The organism is Acinetobacter gandensis (assembly GCF_001678755.1).
GTDB classification, from domain to species: Bacteria; Pseudomonadota; Gammaproteobacteria; order Pseudomonadales; family Moraxellaceae; genus Acinetobacter; species Acinetobacter gandensis.
Genome location: NZ_LZDS01000005.1, coordinates 1 through 19565, shown reverse-complemented (window position 1 = coordinate 19565; position 19565 = coordinate 1). Strand labels below are relative to the sequence as shown.

Annotated in this window: 19 protein-coding genes; 12 read left to right on the top strand and 7 right to left on the bottom strand. The window is 39.5% G+C overall.

Annotated features, from left to right (window positions below; all coding sequences use genetic code 11):
• Nucleotides 1-3: 3 nt before the first annotated feature.
• The 3 genes from frr to rimO all read right to left on the bottom strand — a co-directional run bounded on the left by frr (nt 4) and on the right by rimO (nt 2755).
• On the bottom strand, nt 4-558 hold the full coding sequence (gene frr, locus A9J31_RS03150) for a ribosome recycling factor (protein WP_067762499.1): 555 nt from the start codon (nt 556-558) through the stop codon (nt 4-6).
• 79 nt (nt 559-637) lie between these two features.
• Complete coding sequence (gene pyrH / locus A9J31_RS03145) at nt 638-1366, bottom strand: UMP kinase (protein WP_067762497.1); 729 nt, start codon at nt 1364-1366, stop codon at nt 638-640.
• A 45-nt stretch (nt 1367-1411) separates the two neighbouring features.
• Nucleotides 1412-2755, bottom strand: coding sequence for a 30S ribosomal protein S12 methylthiotransferase RimO (rimO, locus tag A9J31_RS03140; RefSeq protein WP_067762495.1), 1344 nt, complete (start codon nt 2753-2755; stop codon nt 1412-1414).
• 352 nt (nt 2756-3107) lie between these two features.
• Between rimO and glnL the strand changes: the two genes are divergently transcribed.
• A complete protein-coding gene (glnL, locus tag A9J31_RS03135) occupies nt 3108-4214 on the top strand; it encodes a nitrogen regulation protein NR(II) (protein WP_067762493.1) in 1107 nt (368 codons plus the stop codon).
• Nucleotides 4204-5679: a nitrogen regulation protein NR(I) gene (glnG, locus tag A9J31_RS03130; RefSeq protein ID WP_067762491.1), complete on the top strand. Its 1476-nt coding sequence runs from the start codon at nt 4204-4206 to the stop codon at nt 5677-5679. The genes glnL and glnG overlap by 11 nt, the downstream gene beginning before the upstream one ends.
• A gap of 73 nt (nt 5680-5752) precedes the next feature.
• On the opposite strand, the gene A9J31_RS03125 is transcribed toward glnG, so the two are convergent.
• The 3 genes from A9J31_RS03125 to mnmG all read right to left on the bottom strand — a co-directional run bounded on the left by A9J31_RS03125 (nt 5753) and on the right by mnmG (nt 9651).
• Nucleotides 5753-6079, bottom strand: coding sequence for a hypothetical protein (locus tag A9J31_RS03125; RefSeq protein WP_067762489.1), 327 nt, complete (start codon nt 6077-6079; stop codon nt 5753-5755).
• Nucleotides 6080-6207: 128 nt separating this feature from the next.
• Nucleotides 6208-7413, bottom strand: a complete 1206-nt coding sequence (mhpT, locus tag A9J31_RS03120) for a 3-(3-hydroxy-phenyl)propionate transporter MhpT (RefSeq protein WP_067762487.1) — start codon at nt 7411-7413, stop codon at nt 6208-6210.
• 357 nt (nt 7414-7770) lie between these two features.
• The gene (mnmG, locus tag A9J31_RS03115) at nt 7771-9651 is read right to left on the bottom strand and encodes a tRNA uridine-5-carboxymethylaminomethyl(34) synthesis enzyme MnmG (RefSeq protein ID WP_067762485.1); all 1881 of its coding nucleotides are present in this window, start codon (nt 9649-9651) and stop codon (nt 7771-7773) included.
• 265 nt (nt 9652-9916) lie between these two features.
• On the opposite strand from mnmG, the gene A9J31_RS03110 reads away from it, so the two are divergent.
• The 10 genes from A9J31_RS03110 to A9J31_RS03065 all read left to right on the top strand — a co-directional run bounded on the left by A9J31_RS03110 (nt 9917) and on the right by A9J31_RS03065 (nt 19232).
• Entirely contained in the window at nt 9917-10267 is a 351-nt protein-coding gene (locus A9J31_RS03110) for a hypothetical protein (RefSeq protein WP_067762483.1), read from the top strand.
• A 152-nt stretch (nt 10268-10419) separates the two neighbouring features.
• A complete protein-coding gene (locus tag A9J31_RS03105) occupies nt 10420-11310 on the top strand; it encodes a bile acid:sodium symporter family protein (RefSeq protein WP_067762481.1) in 891 nt (296 codons plus the stop codon).
• 97 nt (nt 11311-11407) lie between these two features.
• Nucleotides 11408-12277: a bile acid:sodium symporter family protein gene (locus A9J31_RS03100; protein WP_067762479.1), complete on the top strand. Its 870-nt coding sequence runs from the start codon at nt 11408-11410 to the stop codon at nt 12275-12277.
• Between the two features lie 142 nt (nt 12278-12419).
• Nucleotides 12420-13322: a 50S ribosomal protein L11 methyltransferase gene (prmA, locus tag A9J31_RS03095; RefSeq protein ID WP_067762477.1), complete on the top strand. Its 903-nt coding sequence runs from the start codon at nt 12420-12422 to the stop codon at nt 13320-13322.
• Nucleotides 13323-13340: 18 nt separating this feature from the next.
• A complete protein-coding gene (locus tag A9J31_RS03090) occupies nt 13341-14222 on the top strand; it encodes a DUF3426 domain-containing protein (protein ID WP_067762475.1) in 882 nt (293 codons plus the stop codon).
• A gap of 392 nt (nt 14223-14614) precedes the next feature.
• Nucleotides 14615-14884, top strand: a complete 270-nt coding sequence (fis, locus tag A9J31_RS03085) for a DNA-binding transcriptional regulator Fis (protein WP_001086304.1) — start codon at nt 14615-14617, stop codon at nt 14882-14884.
• A 95-nt stretch (nt 14885-14979) separates the two neighbouring features.
• Complete coding sequence (purH, locus tag A9J31_RS03080) at nt 14980-16554, top strand: bifunctional phosphoribosylaminoimidazolecarboxamide formyltransferase/IMP cyclohydrolase (protein ID WP_067762594.1); 1575 nt, start codon at nt 14980-14982, stop codon at nt 16552-16554.
• A 132-nt stretch (nt 16555-16686) separates the two neighbouring features.
• The gene (gene purD / locus A9J31_RS03075; protein ID WP_067762593.1) at nt 16687-17970 is read left to right on the top strand and encodes a phosphoribosylamine--glycine ligase; all 1284 of its coding nucleotides are present in this window, start codon (nt 16687-16689) and stop codon (nt 17968-17970) included.
• Nucleotides 17971-18057: 87 nt separating this feature from the next.
• Nucleotides 18058-18564 carry a hypothetical protein gene (locus A9J31_RS03070; RefSeq protein WP_150923070.1) on the top strand — a complete coding sequence of 169 codons (507 nt, stop codon included), beginning with the start codon at nt 18058-18060 and terminating at the stop codon, nt 18562-18564.
• Between the two features lie 113 nt (nt 18565-18677).
• Nucleotides 18678-19232 (top strand): GNAT family N-acetyltransferase, encoded by a 555-nt coding sequence (locus A9J31_RS03065; RefSeq protein ID WP_067762471.1) that lies wholly within the window; start codon nt 18678-18680, stop codon nt 19230-19232.
• A 142-nt stretch (nt 19233-19374) separates the two neighbouring features.
• On the opposite strand, the gene A9J31_RS03060 is transcribed toward A9J31_RS03065, so the two are convergent.
• A partial coding sequence (locus A9J31_RS03060; protein WP_139118979.1) for an integrase core domain-containing protein occupies nt 19375-19565 on the bottom strand: 191 nt, incomplete at its 5' end.

The window sequence follows — 19565 nt, the reverse complement described above, 5'->3', positions numbered from 1 at the left end:
AACTTAGACCTTCATCAATTCAGCTTCTTTTGCAGCCAGACGTTTTTCAACTTCAGCAACGAATTTGTCTGTAATTTTTTGGATATCATCGCCTGCACGACGTTCATCATCTTCAGAAATTTCTTTTTCTTTCAATAATGCTTTGATATCGCCCAATACATCACGACGGATATTACGAATCGCAACTTTTGCATTTTCAGCTTCGTTACGTGCAACTTTTTGCATATCTTTACGTGTTTGTTCTGTCAATGCAGCCATTGGCACACGAATTGAGTCAGCAGTTACAGGGTTCAAACCTAAATCTGATTCACGAATCGCTTTATCAATTGCTGAAACCATTGAACGTTCAAATGGTTGCACCAATAAAGTACGCGAGTCTTCAACACCTACGTTTGCAACTTGGTTTAAAGGCACATCAGAGCCATAGTAAGGAACCATTACACCATTCAAAATTGATGGATGTGCGCGACCGGTACGAACTTTTGCAAAACCGTGCTCAAGAGACTCAAGCGATTTGTTCATACGCTCTTCAGCGTCTTTTTTAAGATCGTTAATCATGTGATCTTCCTTACTTAATTCGAAAAGATGTAAATTCTAAAATAGTCTGTAGTATAAAGAGCTTTCAGGCTCACGTACATTAGTTAGTAACGTGAGTACCTTCTTTTTCACCCATTACCACTGAAAGCAATGAACCAGATTTGTTCATATCAAATACTTGAAGTGGAACATTGTGGTCACGACATAAACAGATTGCTGTTAAGTCCATTACACCAAGTTTCTCATCAAGTACTTGATCAAAGGTCAATGTGTCATATTTCACAGCATCTTCAAATTTGCTTGGGTCTTTGTTATAAACGCCATCAACTTTGGTAGCTTTCAAAATAAGATTGGCTTCAATTTCGATACCACGCAAGCATGCTGCTGTATCTGTTGTGAAGAATGGGTTACCTGTACCCGCAACAAACACACACACTTCACCACGAGTTAGGTGGCGAATGGCATCACGACTTGAGTAAGACTCAACCACAGTACCAATTTCAAGTGCTGACATTAAACGTGTTTTGATGTTACGACGAACCAAAGCATCACGAAGTGCTAGACCATTCATGACAGTCGCCAACATACCCATTTGGTCACCTGTTACACGGCCAACCAAACCGTCTTTTTGCAACTGGCTACCACGATAAAGGTTACCACCACCGACAACGATACCGACTTGAACACCTAGACCCACTAAGTGCGCAATCGCAAGTGACATCTGGTCTAAAACTTGAGCATCAATACCCATGTCTTTATTGCCAGCAAGAGCCTCGCCAGAAAGCTTAAGCAAAATACGTCCAAAGCGTGGTTTTTTAGAATCCAGCATCATCTACTCCGAATTATTCAATCTCAATTATTTTTTGTGAATGGTTTAGGCTGTTTTAACTGAAATAAGTTTAGCAAATAAGTCATACTCATCTGCATCTGTGATTTCAACTTCGAGTAAATCACCCGCTTTAATCACGGACTTATCAATATCTTCAACAAAAACGTTACCATCAATTTCTGGCGCATCCGCATACGAACGTGCAACCGCAACTGGGAATTCTTCTTCCAAGTCGTCGACAAGTACAGTCATTTTTTGACCAATACGTTTTTGTAATTTCGCTGCTGAAATTTCTTGCTGAACTTGCATGAAACGTTCATAACGTTCTTGCTTAATTTCTTCAGGCACATGATCTGGCAAATCGTTCGCTGTTGCACCTTCAACCGGTGAATATGTGAAACAACCTACTCGATCAAGCTGCGCTTCTTTCAACCAATCAAGCAACATTTGGAAGTCTTCTTCCGTTTCGCCTGGGAAGCCAACAACAAATGTCGAGCGAATCACAAGGTCTGGACATTTTTCACGCCAAACATTTAAACGTTCCAATGTATTTTCACTATGAGCTGGTCGCTTCATCAATTTTAAGATGCGCGGACTGGCGTGTTGAAAAGGAATGTCTAAATATGGCAAGATTTTGCCTTGCGCCATCAAATCAATGACTGCATCTACATGCGGGTATGGATATACATAGTGCAAACGCACCCAAATACCCAATTGACCTAATGCTTCACACATGTCAAAGAATTTGGTTTTGACTGGCTGACCGTTCCAGAAGTCTAATTTGTATTTAGTATCAACACCGTAAGCAGAAGTATCTTGTGAAATTACTAGAACTTCTTTTACACCTGCTTTTTTCAGTGCTTGCGCTTCGCTTAATACTGAACCAACTGGGCGAGAAACCAAATCACCACGCATGCTTGGAATAATGCAGAATGTGCAACGATGGTTGCAGCCTTCTGAAATTTTCAAATACGCATAATGCTTCGGTGTTAATCGAATACCCTGCTCAGGAACAAGATCAATAAATGGATTGTGTTTTGGTGGCTCAGGCACGTACTCGTGCACAGCTTCCATCACTTCTTGATATGCTGCTGCACCCGTAACTTTCAAAACGTTCGGATGCATTTGGCGAATTTTGTCTTCATCTTTACCCAAACAGCCAGTCACAATGACACGACCATTCGAGTTCATCGCTTCACCAATGGCGTCTAGCGACTCTTGTACTGCAGATTCAATAAAACCACAGGTATTAACTACTACTAAATCAGCACCATCATAATCTGATGCTACATCATAACCTTCAGTCTTTAACTGAGTTAAAATTCGTTCGGAATCTACCAACGCCTTAGGACAACCTAAAGAAACAAAACCGACTTTGGGGGATTTCATGAATCTGCGCTCCACTATAATCCGCGTATTGTATGTCTTTTCTGTGGATAAAAACAGTTGAAAAGCCCACTCTTTATATCACGCACCAAAATAACGCTATAAATTCATCCATATAATTTATGATGCACCATTTTGAGTCATTTTTGATTTACAGTCGGTTTTGAATCGGCTATACATTTTATTCAGAGTCTTAAATAAGCGCATTTTATTAAATAAGCATCAAAACTTAGCGTTATAGACATAAAGTTGGCTTGTATCTTGCATAACCTGCATCAATTCGAACCTTATTAAAGATAACGATTTGCTTTATGAAGATGCCATTGCGCCATTTTAAGACAGGAACCTCTCGCTAATGGATCAAACTATGACTATTGATTACCGGCTTTTAGTGGACAATTTAACCACTGCCATTTTATTGGTCGATAGTAACCTGAATATTTTTTATTTAAATTCGTCTTGTGAAGCCCTTTTTGACATCAGTTTATTACGTGCATCAGGACAACCTGTGCTTAATTTATTAAGCATGCCTGATGATGAGTTCAATACCCATGATGCTTTAATTAATACTTTGACTACGGGTCAACACTACACGCGTCGTGAAGCAACAATAAATGTTAATTTTAAAGACATCCATGTCGATTATACCGTTTCACAATTAAATTCTGGTAAGCCTTACCATCCGCTGTTGATTATCGAACTTAATCAAATCGATCGCATGTTAAAGATTTCCAAAGAAGAAAACTTTATTCAACAACACCAAGTCGCTCGCCAACTTATTCGCGGTGTCGCACACGAAATTAAAAATCCTTTGGGTGGTATCCGTGGAGCTACGCAGCTTTTAGCCCGTAGTTTAAATGATCCAAAATATAGCGAATTTACCGACATTATTATCAGTGAAGTTGATCGCTTACGTAATCTTGCTGATACCATGCTGGGCTCTCGCCAACTACCAAGTTATGAGCCAGTAAATGTACATGAGCCACTAGAACGTGTTCGCTCATTGATTGTCAATCAAACCAAGAAAAAAATTAAGATTACACGTGATTACGATTTATCTTTGCCGGATGTCTTAGCGGATCGAGATCAATTAATTCAAGTGATGCTCAACATTAGCGTCAATGCTGTGCAAGCAATGACTGAGAACAAAGAGTTTTTCGTCGATCATCAACCTGAACTCACATTACGCACACGGATTCAGCGCCTTGTTACTATCAATGGCGTATTGAAGCGCTCAGCCGTCCGCATAGATATTGAGGACAATGGGCCAGGTGTACCAGAAGAAATATTAGAATCGGTGTTTTATCCATTGGTCACAGGACGTGCGAAAGGCACAGGCTTAGGATTAAGTATTGCTCAAAATATTATGCATCAACATAACGGAATGATTGAATGCCAATCAGTTCCAGGAAAAACAGTCTTTAGCTTATATTTACCTTGGGAGTCAGATCATGTCGCGTAATAAGATTTGGGTCATTGATGATGATCGCGCCATGCGTTGGGTGCTAGAAAAAACATTCAAAGAAGAAGGTTTTGATGTCACCAGCTTTGAAGAAGCACAATCCGCTTTGGATCAATTAAGTGTTGATGCACCAGATGTCATTTTGACTGACATCCGCATGCCGGGTATTGATGGACTTACCTTCTTAGGTAAAGTTAAAGGTAACTATCCTGACCTACCTGTCATCATTATGACAGCACATTCAGACTTAGAGTCTGCGGTTTCAAGCTATCAAACAGGTGCTTTTGAATACTTACCAAAGCCATTTGATATTGATGAAGCTTTAGCACTCGTTAATCGTGCAATTTTACATATTGCAAAATTACAGCAGCAAGAATCAGCAAAAACAGTTCAACCAATTCAATCGACTGAAATTATTGGTGAATCCCCTGCAATGCAGGAAGTGTTCCGTGCAATTGGCCGTTTATCTCAATCTCACATCACGGTGTTAATTAACGGTGAATCAGGTACAGGTAAGGAACTTGTTGCACACGCACTACACAAGCATTCACCACGTGGCAATAAGCCATTTATAGCCTTAAACATGGCCGCAATTCCAAAAGACCTGATTGAAACTGAATTGTTCGGTCACGAAAAAGGTGCATTCACTGGCGCAAATACACAACGTCAAGGCCGCTTCGAGCAAGCCAATGGCGGCACTTTATTCCTTGATGAAATTGGTGATATGCCATTTGAAACGCAGACACGACTACTTCGTGTTTTAGCAGATGGCGAGTTCTACCGCGTTGGTGGACATATTCCTGTTAAAGTTGATGTGCGTATTGTTGCTGCAACACATCAAGATTTGGAAAAATTGGTTCACGAAGGTCGTTTCCGTGAGGACTTATACCACCGTCTAAACGTGATTCGCATTCACATTCCAAAACTTGCACACCGCTCTGAAGACATTCCAATGCTTGCCCAACACTTCTTAGCAAGTGCAGGGAAAGAATTAGGTGTTAGCCCGAAAATTCTTCGCCCTGAAACGCAAGAATATATGCAGAAACTTCCTTGGCAAGGTAACGTTCGTCAGCTTGAAAATACCTGTCGCTGGTTAACTGTAATGATCACAGGACGTGAAGTTTATCCTGAAGATCTCCCTTCTGAACTGAAACAAATTCCAATTCAGGGCAGCGACGGTAATCCAGTTGTTCAAGGCATTGACCGCATTGGTGTACATCATTGGGATGAACTACTTGGTCAGTGGGCTGTTCAAAAGCTTAAAAACGGCGAAATGAAAATTCTCGACATTGCCACCCCCATGTTTGAACGCACATTGATTAATGCCGCACTTCAACAAACACGCGGACGTAAGCGTCACGCTGCTGAGCTTTTAGGTTGGGGCCGTAATACCCTAACGCGAAAACTAAAAGAACTTGGCATGGATAGCGCCGAAGATGATGTAGAAGAAGAAATCGAAAGTTAATTCAACTGTAAAAAAGCCAGTGTTATCACTGGCTTTTTTATGTGTATGAATACTTAAATAATCATTCTTAAATTTAAGCAATAAAACCCACATAGCGTGAATAACCTTCCACACCTAAATCCGACTTATAAATTTTAAACTCAGAATAGCTTGATGCCGCAATTTCGCTAAACATATGGTACTGATCATCATTGGCATGTAAATCATCTACTGTGTGCTGCATAGTCTGTTCAAACTCATCAGTGATGTATTCAAAACCAATATCCATCGCAATAAACAGCACATGCTCACACGGCTGTACATATTGTTCTTCTACCCAATCAATGACCTGCTGTTGACAATGCGGGCACTGAATATTATCGGATGGAGAAATGTCGAGTTCGATCAATTGATATGACATAAATAGTTAAATTCAGCTGTATTAAACACATTCTATCAAAACTTCAATTCATCTCACTGCATAACGTGCAAAAAAAGGAGCCGAAGCTCCTTTATCTATACAATTAAAACTAAATTACCGCTTTGAGCTTATTTCTTTAACGATGCTTTGTAGGCTGAAAGAGCTGCAACCGCAACTGCAGATAATGCAATACCGGGCGCACTCGCAATCAAGATACCTGTCGTACCTAAACCAAGTGCCAAAATCTTACCTGTGAGCAATGGTCCTGTCATCGCACCCAATCGTCCTAGAGAAATCGCACTTCCCACGCCAGTCACTTTACCTGCTGGCGTATAGAAAATTGGTGAAATGCCATACAAAATCGATTGACCGCCGGTAGAGAAAATCCCGCCCATAATCCCTGCTGCAATCAACACAGGAATCGAGTTAGTTGTGAACAAGACAAACAACGCGATAAACAAGCCTGTATAAATAATAGCAGCCATTTGCCACAATTTGAGTCGATCTAGCAAATACCCTAAGCCAAGCGTACCAATCACCGCACCGACTTGGAACATTAACATAATCATGAATGCTTGTTGTTTTTCTAAACCTTGCTCCATCAATAAGTTTGGCAACCAACTGATCAAGATATAGTTCACCATCAAGGTAAAGAAAAAGCTTACCCAAAGCGGCAACGTATATTTATAACGTTGTTCCGCAAATAAAATTTGCGCCATAGGTGGTACTGCTTCCGCACTCACCGTCTCGACTTTTTCTTTACGTTTATCTTTAAGAATCACTGCCATAAATGGAATGAGCACCAACGGTGTCAAGCCACCAATCAAAAATAATGTATGCCAAGAGATGTCTTTAAAAAGCATACCCAAACCAGCCACAAAGATTGCGCCAACAGGTAAGCCACAATACATCAAGCTATTTAAACGACCACGGTTTTCTTCTGTTGCTTCATCACCCACTACTGAAATCATGGTCGGCATTGCAGCACCCAACCCCAAACCTGTAAAGAAACGTGCTATGTACAAAACTTCAATACTTGGCGCGACTGCCGTAATCGACATGAACACACCAAAGATGAAAATAGACAACATGAGCACTTTTTTCTGCCCCATGTAATCTGCGATACGCCCCCCAAAGAACGCACCAAATAACATACCAAACACACCTAAACTAAATACATAGCCCATTTGCACTTGGTCTAAGGAAAATGTCGCTGCAATTCCTTTCGCAGCAATACCGGGCGCTTGCAGGTCAAAACCTTCAAAAAATGCGACCCAGAAACACAAAAATACCGTTAGAAATTTTTGCATTTTTCCCGATTGTTGATTTGCCATAATCGAACTCCATTCATTGAACGTATAGATGGTCATACGCTATGGCATGCAGTGTCTGCTTAATTTAAATGAATAAATACCACTACAATGGTCGGAATTAGTATGAGTAATACAACATGATTAAGACCTAAAACTTTGTATAACAATACATTTAGCATCTAAATATTTTATTTTTTATTTTAAATACAATAAGTTAATTAAAGTAAAGATTTTATTGATCGAACTATAGCTAAAACTAATGGTGGTGAATAAATCTTTATTTTCAGATGAATGCCTTAACTACAAGTAGAACACTTTAAAATCACTCAGATATAAAAAAACCCGCATTAAGCGGGCTTTTTTATATCAACTAAAATCTTAAGCAGATTTTTTCGCTGCATTATTCTTACGAATGGTAATCATCACCAATTGAACTGCTGCTGGTGTTACACCTGGAATACGGCTCGCTTGCGCCAAAGTTTCAGGACGAACATCTTTCAATTTCAGTGTAATTTCACGAGATAACCCAGAAACCACATCATAATCAAAATCAGCAGGAATACGTGTTTCTTCAAGACGTTTCATTTGAGCTACATCTTCACGTTGACGGTTAATATAACCATCATATTTCACTGCAATTTCAATTTGCTCACCAACAAATGCTGTCACTTTTGAATCTGTTAACTCAGCAATTTGAGCAAAATTAATATTTGGACGCTTTAACAAATCAATCGCAGAACATTCTTTAGACAGATCTGCACCAGTCATTTCGATAAACTTCTTACCCATTGGGTTGTTTGGCGCAGCCCAAAGATGCTGTAAGCGACCTTTTTCTGTTTCAACAGCTTCCATTTTTTGGCAGAACGAATCCCAACGTGCATCATCCACTAGACCCATTTCACGGCCAATCGCAGTTAAACGTTGATCTGCATTATCTTCACGCAGCATCAAACGGTATTCGGCACGTGAAGTAAACATGCGGTACGGTTCTTTGGTACCCAAAGTAATCAAGTCATCTACGAGTACACCCATATACGCTTCATCACGTTTAGGTGTCCATTGCTCTTGATCCCATGCACGACGTGCAGCATTTAAACCTGCAAGCAAACCTTGTGCACCCGCTTCTTCATAACCTGTAGTACCGTTAATTTGACCTGCAAAATACAAATTATTAATGGCTTTGGTTTCTAAAGAGAATTTCAACGCTTGCGGATTGAAATAATCGTACTCAATTGCATAACCCGGACGAAGAATGTGTGCATTTTCCATACCACGAATCGAGCGAACCAATTCAAACTGAACATCAAATGGTAGTGATGTTGAAATACCATTTGGATAAAGCTCGTGCGTATCTAAACCTTCAGGCTCTAGGAATACTTGGTGCGAGTCTTTATCTGCAAATTTATGAATCTTATCTTCAATTGATGGGCAGTAACGTGGACCTACACCTTCAATTTTACCTGTGTACATTGGTGAACGATCTAAACCACCACGAATAATATCGTGGGTACGCTCATTGGTATGTGTGATGTAACAGTTAATTTGTTCTGGGTGCATTGAAGCATCACCCATGAATGACATGGTCGGCGATGGAAAATCACCAGGCTGTGCTGTCATTACTGAGAAATCAACTGAGCGTGCATCGATACGTGGTGGCGTACCTGTTTTCAAACGACCCACAGGAAGTTTCAATTCACGAAGGCGCGCAGCCAAAGAAATTGAAGGAGGATCGCCCGCACGACCACCAGATGCGTTGTTTAGACCGATGTGAATCACACCACCTAAGAATGTACCAGTCGTCAGTACAACTGTTTTTGCATCAAAGCGAATACCCATTTGGGTAATAACGCCTTTAACGGTATCGCCTTCAACAATTAAATCATCAGCAGCTTGTTGGAAAATATCCAAATTTGCTTGGTTTTCTAAAGTTTCACGAATTGCAGCTTTAAAACGGACACGGTCTGCTTGCGCACGTGTAGCACGTACTGCAGCACCTTTACGTGAATTCAGAATACGGAATTGGATACCACCTTTATCGGCAGCCAATGCCATTGCACCGCCCAATGCATCAATTTCACGTACAAGGTGAGATTTACCAATACCACCTATGGCTGGGTTACAGCTCATCTGCCCTAAAGTCTCAATATTATGAGTTAAGAGTAAAGTCTGTCGACCCATACGTGCCGCAGCAAGTGCTGCTTCTGTACCTGCGTGACCGCCGCCGATAACAATGACATCGTAAACTTTAGGATAATGCATAGTGGTAAAGGAGAATAAAAAAGAATGACGGAAGATTATAGCAAAAAATCAGCCATAAGTTGACTGATTAACTCGATTTTATTGTGTCGGTTGCTTTACCGAGTTTCAGACTACATCTCTGCATTTCATTTATACACATACATAATTTGCATATTTCATATAAAACTAAACATATTTCTTGCAAAAGTTACCCGATCAATGTTGTTTTATTCTGATTATTTTTTATTCTGTTATAGATCCCATGAGAATCATAAGGAAGATAAGCATGAATAAGAATATTTTGCTCTCTACGGTTTTATGCGGTTTATGTTTTGCCCCACTCGCTGCTTCAGCCAACGATAAAGTTGAGAAAGTTTATGATGCTCAACGTTATCAACAAGTCTGTAAGGGTAAAAGTCAGGGGGCACAAGTTTCATTTGCTTACCGTGGTATTATCTGGAATGGTACTTGCGAACCACAATTCTTTAGCTCAAGTAAAAATGTGAAGTTACATGGTGAAGAGCCTGAGCTATTAAGCACATGTAGCGCAGATGCTAAAGCAACTACAGCCACTATTGATGGTCAAGAAATTAAAGGCAAATGTGCTCTTGGTTTCACACCACCTCGCCCTAAATAAATCGATGTTTTTGCTCTAAATATCGACTATTTAACACATCAAAAAAGAAGCGGGTAAATCATCAATTTTTACTCGCTTTATTTTATTGCTTATTTAAAAAACTTAGTTACACTGAAAATATATTAAAAAGGATAATAATATTAGGAAATTCCATGGATTCGGGATTATTCGCATTTTTTTTGCCTATTGCATTGGCCATCATGATGATGGGCTTAGGCTTAGAACTTTCTATTAAAGATTTTCTTCGGGTTGCTCGCTATCCTAAAGTTATCTTTATAGCACTGTTTACTCAACTGATTGTATTAACCAGCATAGCATTTTTATTATGCAAACTGTTAGAACTTCCTCCTTTATTATCAGTAGGTTTAATGCTATTGGCTGCATCTCCAGGTGGTGCAACAGCAAATGCTTTTAGCTATATTTATAAGGGAGATGTTGCACTCAACATTTCTATCACTGCGATTAACTCGCTGATTTCTTGTTTTACCCTACCTTTTATTGTGAGCTTATCCATTTTACATTTTCTTGGTGAGAACACTGAAGTCAATATTCCAATTGAAAAAATCACCCAAACATTTTTAATGATTTTCATTCCTGTATGTATCGGTATGTTGATTCGCAACACATTACCCAATTTGGCACAAGCGATTAGTAAGCCAATGCGACTATTAACCATCACGCTGCTTACTTTAATCTTTTTGATCGCAGTCGTTCGCGAACAAAGCAATATCATAAGCTACTTTGCCAACGTAGGAATTGCCACCTGCTTATTATGTTTTAGTGGCCTATTCTTAGGATATGTCATTCCATTTTTGGCTGGGGTGCCCGAAAAACAAGCACGTGCTTGCACCTTTGAAATTGGCATTCACAATACGGGGATTGCTATTACCATCGCACTCAGTGTTTTAGGAAGTACAGCAATTGCGATACCTGCTGGTGTCTACTCGATCTTTATGTATGTCTTAGCCACATTATTTGGTTTTATTTTAACACGTCGAGGCAGTTACTTAATTCAAGCTCGCAACACAGAAGCTTCTCACTAATTTTAGCAACTTTTATAAATAACAACTTTGAACAATAACAACGCAATACGGATGTAGGCGGGAATCTACTTAACATATGTCATGGAGCACAATAATTATGGATTCAGGAATTATTACGGTCTTATTACCCTTAGCCCTTGCCTTTATTATGATTGGCCTAGGGCTTGAACTAACACCCAAAGACTTTGCGCGAGTCACTAAACACCCCAAAGCAGTGCTCATTGCACTTTTTTGCCAGTTGGTGTTACTCGTAGGGATTGCCTTTCTTTTATGTAAATTATTGGCTCTACCACCGTTATTGGCTGTAGGTTTAATGCTGCTTGCTGCATCACCGGGTGGTAGTACAGCTAACTTATTTAGTTACTTATTTAAAGGTGACCTAGCATTAAATATCACATTAACAGCTATTAACTCAGTTATCGCTGCAATCACACTACCGATTATTGTTAATTTTTCCATTATGCATTTCATGCAAGATGGCCAACAGATCAGCTTACAGTTCGGTAAAGTACTGCAAGTTTTTGGCATTATTATCATCCCAGTATGTATTGGCATGCTTATTCGTCACTATGCACCAAAACTGACTGAAAAATTGAATAAACCTCTGCGTATTTTTGCTGTAGTGTTTTTGATCCTCATTATTATTGGTGCGATTTATAGCGAACGTGAAAATATTGCCACGTACTTAACCCAAGTGGGCTTAGCAACTGTACTCTTTTGTATATTCAGTTTATGTATTGGCTATTTTGTACCACGTTTCTTTGGCATCAATAGTGCACAATCACGTGCATGTGCCTTCGAAATCGGTATTCACAACAGTACACTAGCAATGACTATTGCATTAACCGTTATTGCCAATTCTGCGGTTGCCATGCCCGCAGCTGTATATTCGATCTTTATGTATATCTTTGCGGCTATCTTTGGTTATCTCATAACACGTTTTGCTCCACTTCCACAAAAGGCATAATAATGAATGATTTTTGGCTTCAAATGATAAAAAGGATGCGCAATGCATCCTTTTATTTTAAGTGAAAATACATAATCTATAGCTGCAACTTGCCGAGTTCCGTTACAATAGCTTTTTTATAAAACACATTTAGGTTATTTCCGTGAAGTGGTTACAAATTCATATTACTGTTGAGCAAGCTCAAGTTGATTACACCGAAACACTGTTAAGCTCATTAGGCGCAGTAAGTGTAACGCTGGATGATGCTGAAAATCAGGATTTACTTGAACCACTTCCAGGCGAAACGCCACTTTGGAATAAAGTAATCGTTACTGGTATTTACGCACAAGAAGACGATGAAGAAATAGATGTTGCCGCTTTAGAAACATTTATTAAAGCGCAAATGCCCGATGCACCGATGCGTAGCGAATTCCTTGAAGATCAGGAATGGGAACGTACTTGGATGGATGCTTACGAACCAATTCAAATTGGTGAGAAATACTGGATTGTTCCAGAATGGATGGAAGCTCCTGAAGCTGATGCAGTTAATATCAAATTAGATCCAGGTTTAGCATTCGGTACAGGCAACCATGCTTCTACATTCTTATGCTTACAATGGCTAGGCAAAACAGATGTTAAAGATAAAATCGTCATCGACTACGGCTGTGGTTCAGGTATCTTAGGCGTTGCAGCATTACTTTTAGGCGCTAAAAAAGTTTATGCAACAGATATTGACCCACAAGCAGTTCTTGCAACCAAACAGAATGCTGAATTGAATGGCGTACTAGATCATTTATATGTCGGTTTGCCTGAAGAGTTCAATCAAGAACTTGCTGGACAAAAATCAGATGTGTTTGTTGCCAACATTCTTGCAGGCCCTTTAATGGCATTGGCGTCAGAATTCGCAACTTTAATTAAATCTGAGGGTGAGTTCGCACTTGCAGGTGTAATTGAAGAGCAAGTTTCTGATGTTTCTAGTGTTTATTCTGAATTTTTTGATATATTAGACGTAGAAAAACGTGACGAAAACTGGTGCCGAATTTCAGGTAAGCGCCAAAAGTATTAAAACCTAAAATGTGTACCTATGAGCGACAAACTGACTAACTGCCCTACTTGTTCTACTACATATAAAGTATCTGTTCCACAGCTTACTGTTGCTCAAGGTATGGTGTGTTGCCCTAAGTGCTCCACATCATTTAATGCATTGTCACATTTGGTTGTAGATAAAGCCTTGTCTTTATCTACACCATCACCAAAAGATGAAAATAGTTCCAAGACCAAAACTATTGATGTCAATCAATACAATATTGACCACAGTGCTATTAAAGAACCTGAAGCCCCAACACATGCACTATTAAAGTTATTCGATCAAAAAGTAGAGAACTCGAATATTGATTTAAAAACCTATTTAAACAACCTTAACTATTTTAGTACTGAGCCTATTGGTAACTTACCTGCGGTCAATTGGGCAGAACAAGCGGAAAGAGAGAAAAAACGCTCTCCACTCAATTATCTTGGTTGGGTCACTGTTAACTTATTATTGTTTGGTGCATTGATATTCCAATTTTTTTGGTTTAATCCGCAATACCTGAAAAATAGTCCAATTATGGGCGCTGCGTTCACAGCAGTTTGCGATGTATTTAATTGTTCACGTCTTGAAGAACATTACAGCCTTATTAGCACTAAAAAAGTTAAAGTACGTAGTACTGGAAATAAAGAAACAAAATTTAGTGGTGAGATGATTAATTATCACGATCGAAGTCTGGCTTTACCCGTTATGAAGATAACTTTAAAGGAAAATGGCGGTGATATTGCGAATTACCAACTTCTGCCAGAAGAATATTTGGCGAAAAGCTTACATGGCATTCAGCGCATTCCAAAAAGTAGTCCATTTAAATTCGAATTTGTGCTGCCAGTTGCACGTAAAAGCTTCGATAATTATTCAATAGAATTGATTCGCCCCTAATATTGGAAAAAACTATTAAAAAAATAAAAAAAACCTAAAAAAAATGCAGTTTTCTTGCTCACTTTTGCTTAGACAATGGTATGATACGCGCCACGAAAGCTTTGTGCTGCAAACTCCTCGCTAAATTTTCACAACAAATACAATCCCAACCGTGCGCTTTATAACTTATCGCGTATTGAGTAGATTTTTTGTTTGATTTTTAGGCTATAACAATTATTAATCTATTGTTACGCTTATTTTTCGATCAATTTTGCGAGTTGTGTCAAGCTACAAGTAATGTACAAGTTTTAGAACTCCGACTTAGGAACTAAAACGGAGTTCATTAATGTTTATAGACCATTTTTAACAAATCACTTTACCCAAGTGATATTTGATTTTTCGGATTAATTCGCATGAATAGCAAATCTCCTATTTTTACTGCACAATCTGATGTCGCTCTTCGTATTCACGTAGATCGCGCAGTTCGCCATTACTTTGCACAATTGCAAGGCGAGCAACCATCTCAGGTATACGACATGGTGCTGGCGGAAATGGAGAAGCCTCTTCTATCTGTAGTTCTTGAATATACGCGTGGTAATCAAACCCGCGCTGCTGAGATTCTCGGCTTAAACCGTGGTACTTTACGTAAAAAGTTAAAAGCTCACGGTTTAATGAGTGAATAAATGATAAAATGCTTGCGGCTTCCGCAGGCATTTTTTTTAACCTGTATTTTGCTAATTTTGTTTTAATCTGTTCCTTGAAAACTGTGACGAAGATCATGACTATTAAACGCGCTTTAATCTCTGTGTCTGACAAGACTGGTATTGTTGAATTTGCACAAGAACTTGCTGCTCTAGGGGTAGAAATTTTATCTACTGGCGGTACATACAAATTGTTGAAAGACAATAATGTTGCCGTAGTTGAAGTTTCAGAGCACACAGGTTTCCCAGAGATGATGGACGGCCGTGTAAAAACGCTACATCCGAAAATCCATGGTGGTATCTTAGCTCGTCGTGGTCTAGACGAAGCTGTAATGGCTGAACACAACATCGATGCAATCGATTTAGTTGTGGTAAACCTTTATCCATTTGCTGCAACTGTAGCTAAACCAAACTGTTCACTTGCTGATGCAATCGAAAATATCGACATCGGCGGTCCTACTATGGTTCGTGCTGCTGCGAAAAACCATGCTTCTGTAGGTATCGTAGTAAATGCATCTGACTATGGAACTGTTGTTGAAGAGTTAAAAGCTGAAGGTTCACTTTCACATGCAACTCGTTTTGACTTAGCGGTTAAAGCATTTGAACATACTGCACAATACGACGGCATGATTGCTTCTTACTTAGGCGCACGCGTAGGTAAGGAAGAAGGTCAAGCAGATAAATTTGCGCGTACTTTCAATACTCAATTAAATAAAGTTCAAGATTTACGTTACGGCGAAAACCCACATCAGTCTGCTGCTTTCTATGTAGAAGACACAGCAACTGAAGCATCTGTTTCTACTGCGAAACAACTTCAAGGTAAAGAATTATCTTATAACAACATCGCAGACACTGACGCAGCACTTGAATGTGTAAAATCATTTGCTAAGCCTGCATGTGTCATCGTAAAACACGCGAACCCATGTGGTGTTGCAGTTTCTCTAGACGGCATCAAAGCGGCTTATGACCTTGCTTATGCAACTGACCCTGAATCTGCATTCGGCGGCATCATTGCATTTAACCGCGAATTAGATGTTGCAACTGCGCAAGCGATTGTTGACCGTCAATTTGTTGAAGTGATTATTGCTCCAAGCGTTGCTGAAGGCGTGCTTGAAGTGACTGGCGCGAAGAAAAACGTACGTGTACTCGTATGTGGCGAGCTTCCTGCAATCACTGAACGTAAAGCACAGTTAGATTACAAACGTGTAAATGGCGGTTTATTGGTTCAAGACCAAGACTTAGGCATGATCACAAAAGATGATCTTAAAGTTGTGACTAAACGTGCGCCAACTGAAGCAGAAATTGATGACTTAATCTTTGCTTGGAAAGTTGCGAAATACGTTAAATCTAATGCGATTGTTTATGCAAAAGGTCGTCAAACCATTGGTGTTGGCGCAGGTCAAATGAGCCGCGTAAACTCTGCTCGTATTGCTGCAATTAAAGCTGAACATGCTGGTTTAGTGGTTGAAGGTGCGGTAATGGCATCTGACGCATTCTTCCCATTCCGTGATGGTATTGATAACGCTGCAAAAGCGGGCATCAAATGCATTATCCAACCGGGTGGTTCTATGCGCGATGAAGAAACAATTGCAGCAGCTGATGAAGCTGGTATTGCAATGGTCTTCACTGGCATGCGTCATTTCCGTCACTAAGTTGGCAACGTGATCATGACAATTAAGCACAGTTTTTTGCTTAATACACTAGATTTCTAATCTTGCATAAAGTCCTCTCCTGCTTTCAGGTTGAGGACTTTATGTCATTTTCGATTCATGGAGTATGAACCGATGAATATTTTAGTTTTGGGTAATGGCGGTCGTGAACATGCATTGGCATGGAAAATCGCGCAAGATGACAAAGTCGCAAAAGTATTTGTAGCACCAGGTAATGCAGGTTCTGCAACTGAAAATAAATGCGAGAATGTTGCACTAAATATTTTAGACAATGCTGCGATTATCGACTTTGCTAAAAACAATGCAGTTGATTTAATCGTAGTTGGCCCTGAAGCTCCATTAGTTAATGGTGTGGTTGATGCCTGCCGCGAAGCTGGTGTAAAAATTTGGGGCCCAACTCAATTTGCCGCGCAACTTGAAGGCTCTAAAGCATTTGCCAAGCACTTCTTAAAACGTCATAACATTCCAACAGCTTTCTATGATGTGTTTACAGAAGTCAATGCAGCTAAAGCCTTTGTAGAAAAAAATGGCGCGCCAATCGTGATTAAGGCCGACGGTCTTGCTGCGGGTAAAGGCGTCATCGTTGCCATGACCAATCAAGAAGCCTTTGATGCAATTGATGATATGCTTGCAGGCAACAAATTTGGTGATGCAGGTTCTCGCGTTGTCATCGAAGAATTCTTAGCAGGTGAAGAAGCGTCTTTCATTTGTATGATTGATGGCGACAACATTTTGCCGATGGCTACTTCACAGGATCATAAACGTATCTTTGAAGGTGACCAAGGTCCAAACACGGGTGGTATGGGTGCTTACTCGCCTGCGCCTGTAGTGACTGCTGACGTATTTGAAAAAGCCATGAATGAAGTGATGCGTCCTACCGTTGAAGGTATGAAAAAAGACGGTCATGTCTATACAGGTTTCTTATACGCAGGCTTGATGATTGATGAACAAGGTCAACCGAAAGTGATCGAGTTTAACTGTCGTTTTGGCGACCCTGAAACACAACCGATCATGATGCGTTTAAAATCATCTTTGGTCGATTTGGTTGAAGCAGGCATTGCAGGTAATTTACCTGCTGAGGCTGAATGGGATGAACGTAAAACTGTAGGTATAGTGCTTGCATCTAAGGGCTACCCTGAAACATCGAGCAATGGTGATGTGATTTCAGGATTAAACACTGAAATGGCTGATGCGAAAGTATTCCATGCAGGCACTAAAGCACTTGAGAATGGTGATATTGTGACTGCGGGCGGTCGTGTACTGTGTGTGACGGCTCTTGGCAACACCATTGGTGAAGCACAAGCCAAAGCCTTAGAACTTTGCCAAAAAGTAACCTTTGACGGCGTTCAATACCGTAAAGATATTGGCTACCGTGCGATTGCTCGTGAAAATGCTTAAATATTGATTTAGATTAAATAAAAACCCCACTAAATGTGGGGTTTTTATACCAGGATTAAATCAACGATTTTTTTGAAGATAAAAATTATGAATGATGAAGAAAAATTTCGTCTAAAACTAAGATTGATTGTAGGGCTATGCACAGCAAAAGACATTCAAGATTGGGCAGAAGCCACCATTCTAAAAGATATCCATAACGAATTTGCCCTTAATCTATGCTTTATGGAATCAACAGATAAAATTTCTAAATATTTTTATGACATTAACCCACAACTATTAAATATTGATATAGACAAAATATCACTTACTGTTTTTGACGAATATCTACTAAAAAAACTGCCAGAAAAAATAAATGATCAATATGAATATCATATTAATAATTTGATTTTCCTTTCAGAATATCTAAATGATCTGAGGGATGACTTACAAAGAGCAAGTTTATATAGTCATATTATCATTTATGATGATGAAATAAACTATTTAATTCAGAACCAAGCTAGCGTTCAGACTCAAAATACATATATGCAATTATATGACTTTCTAAGGAAATGGATTAAATCAACTTCAAAAATGAATCACTTTCATAATGAGTAGTGAAATAAATCAATGTTTGCCTAAACCTATATTTGAGTACATTAGTTTTATAAATAAACCAAATGACAATTAAGTGTTTATAATTTTTTCATTATTGATTTAAATTTATTGCAATGACATATCTTACCACCCCTCGCCTGATTCTACGCCAATGGCAAGACTCCGACACTGCCCCATTCATCCAAATGTGTGCAGATGACGACGTTATGCGCTATTTCCTCAAAAAGCTCAATGCTTCCGAGGCAACTGCATTTCTGCAACGCTTAAAAGATGCCATCGAAACTCGTGGTTGGGGCTTATATGCCGCAGAACTCAAAGCCACTGGCGAATTCATTGGCTTTATTGGTTTACACATCCATCCACCTGAGTTTGAAATCGCAGATGCACCTGAAATTGGTTGGCGCTTACTGCCACAATATTGGCATCAAGGTTATGCCACCGAAGGTGCAAAAGCGGTGTTAAAACATGCTTTTAGAAAGCTTAGATTAGAAAAAGTCATTTCATTTACAGCATGCCTAAATACGCCATCTGAACGTGTGATGCAAAAAATTGGTATGGATAAAATACGTGAGTTTGAACATCCACGTGTGCCTACTGGACATCCACTACAAACACATGTGCTGTATGAAAAGTTGCGTAGTGATTATTTGCACATCCCCTTTTGCTGAAGTAAAAGAAAAGTATTCAATACAGTTAGCAAGCACTAAAAGCTAATGACATTTATGCAGACTATAGATTTGCAGTGTGTGAGAGGTGGTCCCACTTGTTTGAACAACTAAAAGCGTATTTATAAGTGATATTCCGCTCTAGTTAAGCCACCTTGTTTTGTTGGGGTAGCTGATCATAGTAAAACTCATTTGGTGTCATTTTGTCTAGACTCGAATGAGGTCGTTTCAAATTATAAAACTCAAAATATGCACTTAATTGCTTTTTCGCATCTGTGACACTGCTATAAGCTTTGAGATACACCTCTTCATATTTAACGCTCCGCCATAATCGTT

Coding starts and splice junctions, on each gene's coding strand:
- purH (WP_067762594.1), top strand. CDS start 14,980: ATGACTATTAAACGCGCTTTAATCTCTGTGTCTGACAAGACTGGTATT.
- pyrH (WP_067762497.1), bottom strand. CDS start 1,366: ATGCTGGATTCTAAAAAACCACGCTTTGGACGTATTTTGCTTAAGCTT.
- A9J31_RS03110 (WP_067762483.1), top strand. CDS start 9,917: ATGAATAAGAATATTTTGCTCTCTACGGTTTTATGCGGTTTATGTTTT.
- glnG (WP_067762491.1), top strand. CDS start 4,204: ATGTCGCGTAATAAGATTTGGGTCATTGATGATGATCGCGCCATGCGT.
- mhpT (WP_067762487.1), bottom strand. CDS start 7,413: ATGGCAAATCAACAATCGGGAAAAATGCAAAAATTTCTAACGGTATTT.
- mnmG (WP_067762485.1), bottom strand. CDS start 9,651: ATGCATTATCCTAAAGTTTACGATGTCATTGTTATCGGCGGCGGTCAC.
- A9J31_RS03105 (WP_067762481.1), top strand. CDS start 10,420: ATGGATTCGGGATTATTCGCATTTTTTTTGCCTATTGCATTGGCCATC.
- glnL (WP_067762493.1), top strand. CDS start 3,108: ATGGATCAAACTATGACTATTGATTACCGGCTTTTAGTGGACAATTTA.
- A9J31_RS03090 (WP_067762475.1), top strand. CDS start 13,341: ATGAGCGACAAACTGACTAACTGCCCTACTTGTTCTACTACATATAAA.
- frr (WP_067762499.1), bottom strand. CDS start 558: ATGATTAACGATCTTAAAAAAGACGCTGAAGAGCGTATGAACAAATCG.
- A9J31_RS03125 (WP_067762489.1), bottom strand. CDS start 6,079: ATGTCATATCAATTGATCGAACTCGACATTTCTCCATCCGATAATATT.
- rimO (WP_067762495.1), bottom strand. CDS start 2,755: ATGAAATCCCCCAAAGTCGGTTTTGTTTCTTTAGGTTGTCCTAAGGCG.
- fis (WP_001086304.1), top strand. CDS start 14,615: ATGAATAGCAAATCTCCTATTTTTACTGCACAATCTGATGTCGCTCTT.
- A9J31_RS03070 (WP_150923070.1), top strand. CDS start 18,058: ATGAATGATGAAGAAAAATTTCGTCTAAAACTAAGATTGATTGTAGGG.
- A9J31_RS03100 (WP_067762479.1), top strand. CDS start 11,408: ATGGATTCAGGAATTATTACGGTCTTATTACCCTTAGCCCTTGCCTTT.
- purD (WP_067762593.1), top strand. CDS start 16,687: ATGAATATTTTAGTTTTGGGTAATGGCGGTCGTGAACATGCATTGGCA.
- A9J31_RS03065 (WP_067762471.1), top strand. CDS start 18,678: ATGACATATCTTACCACCCCTCGCCTGATTCTACGCCAATGGCAAGAC.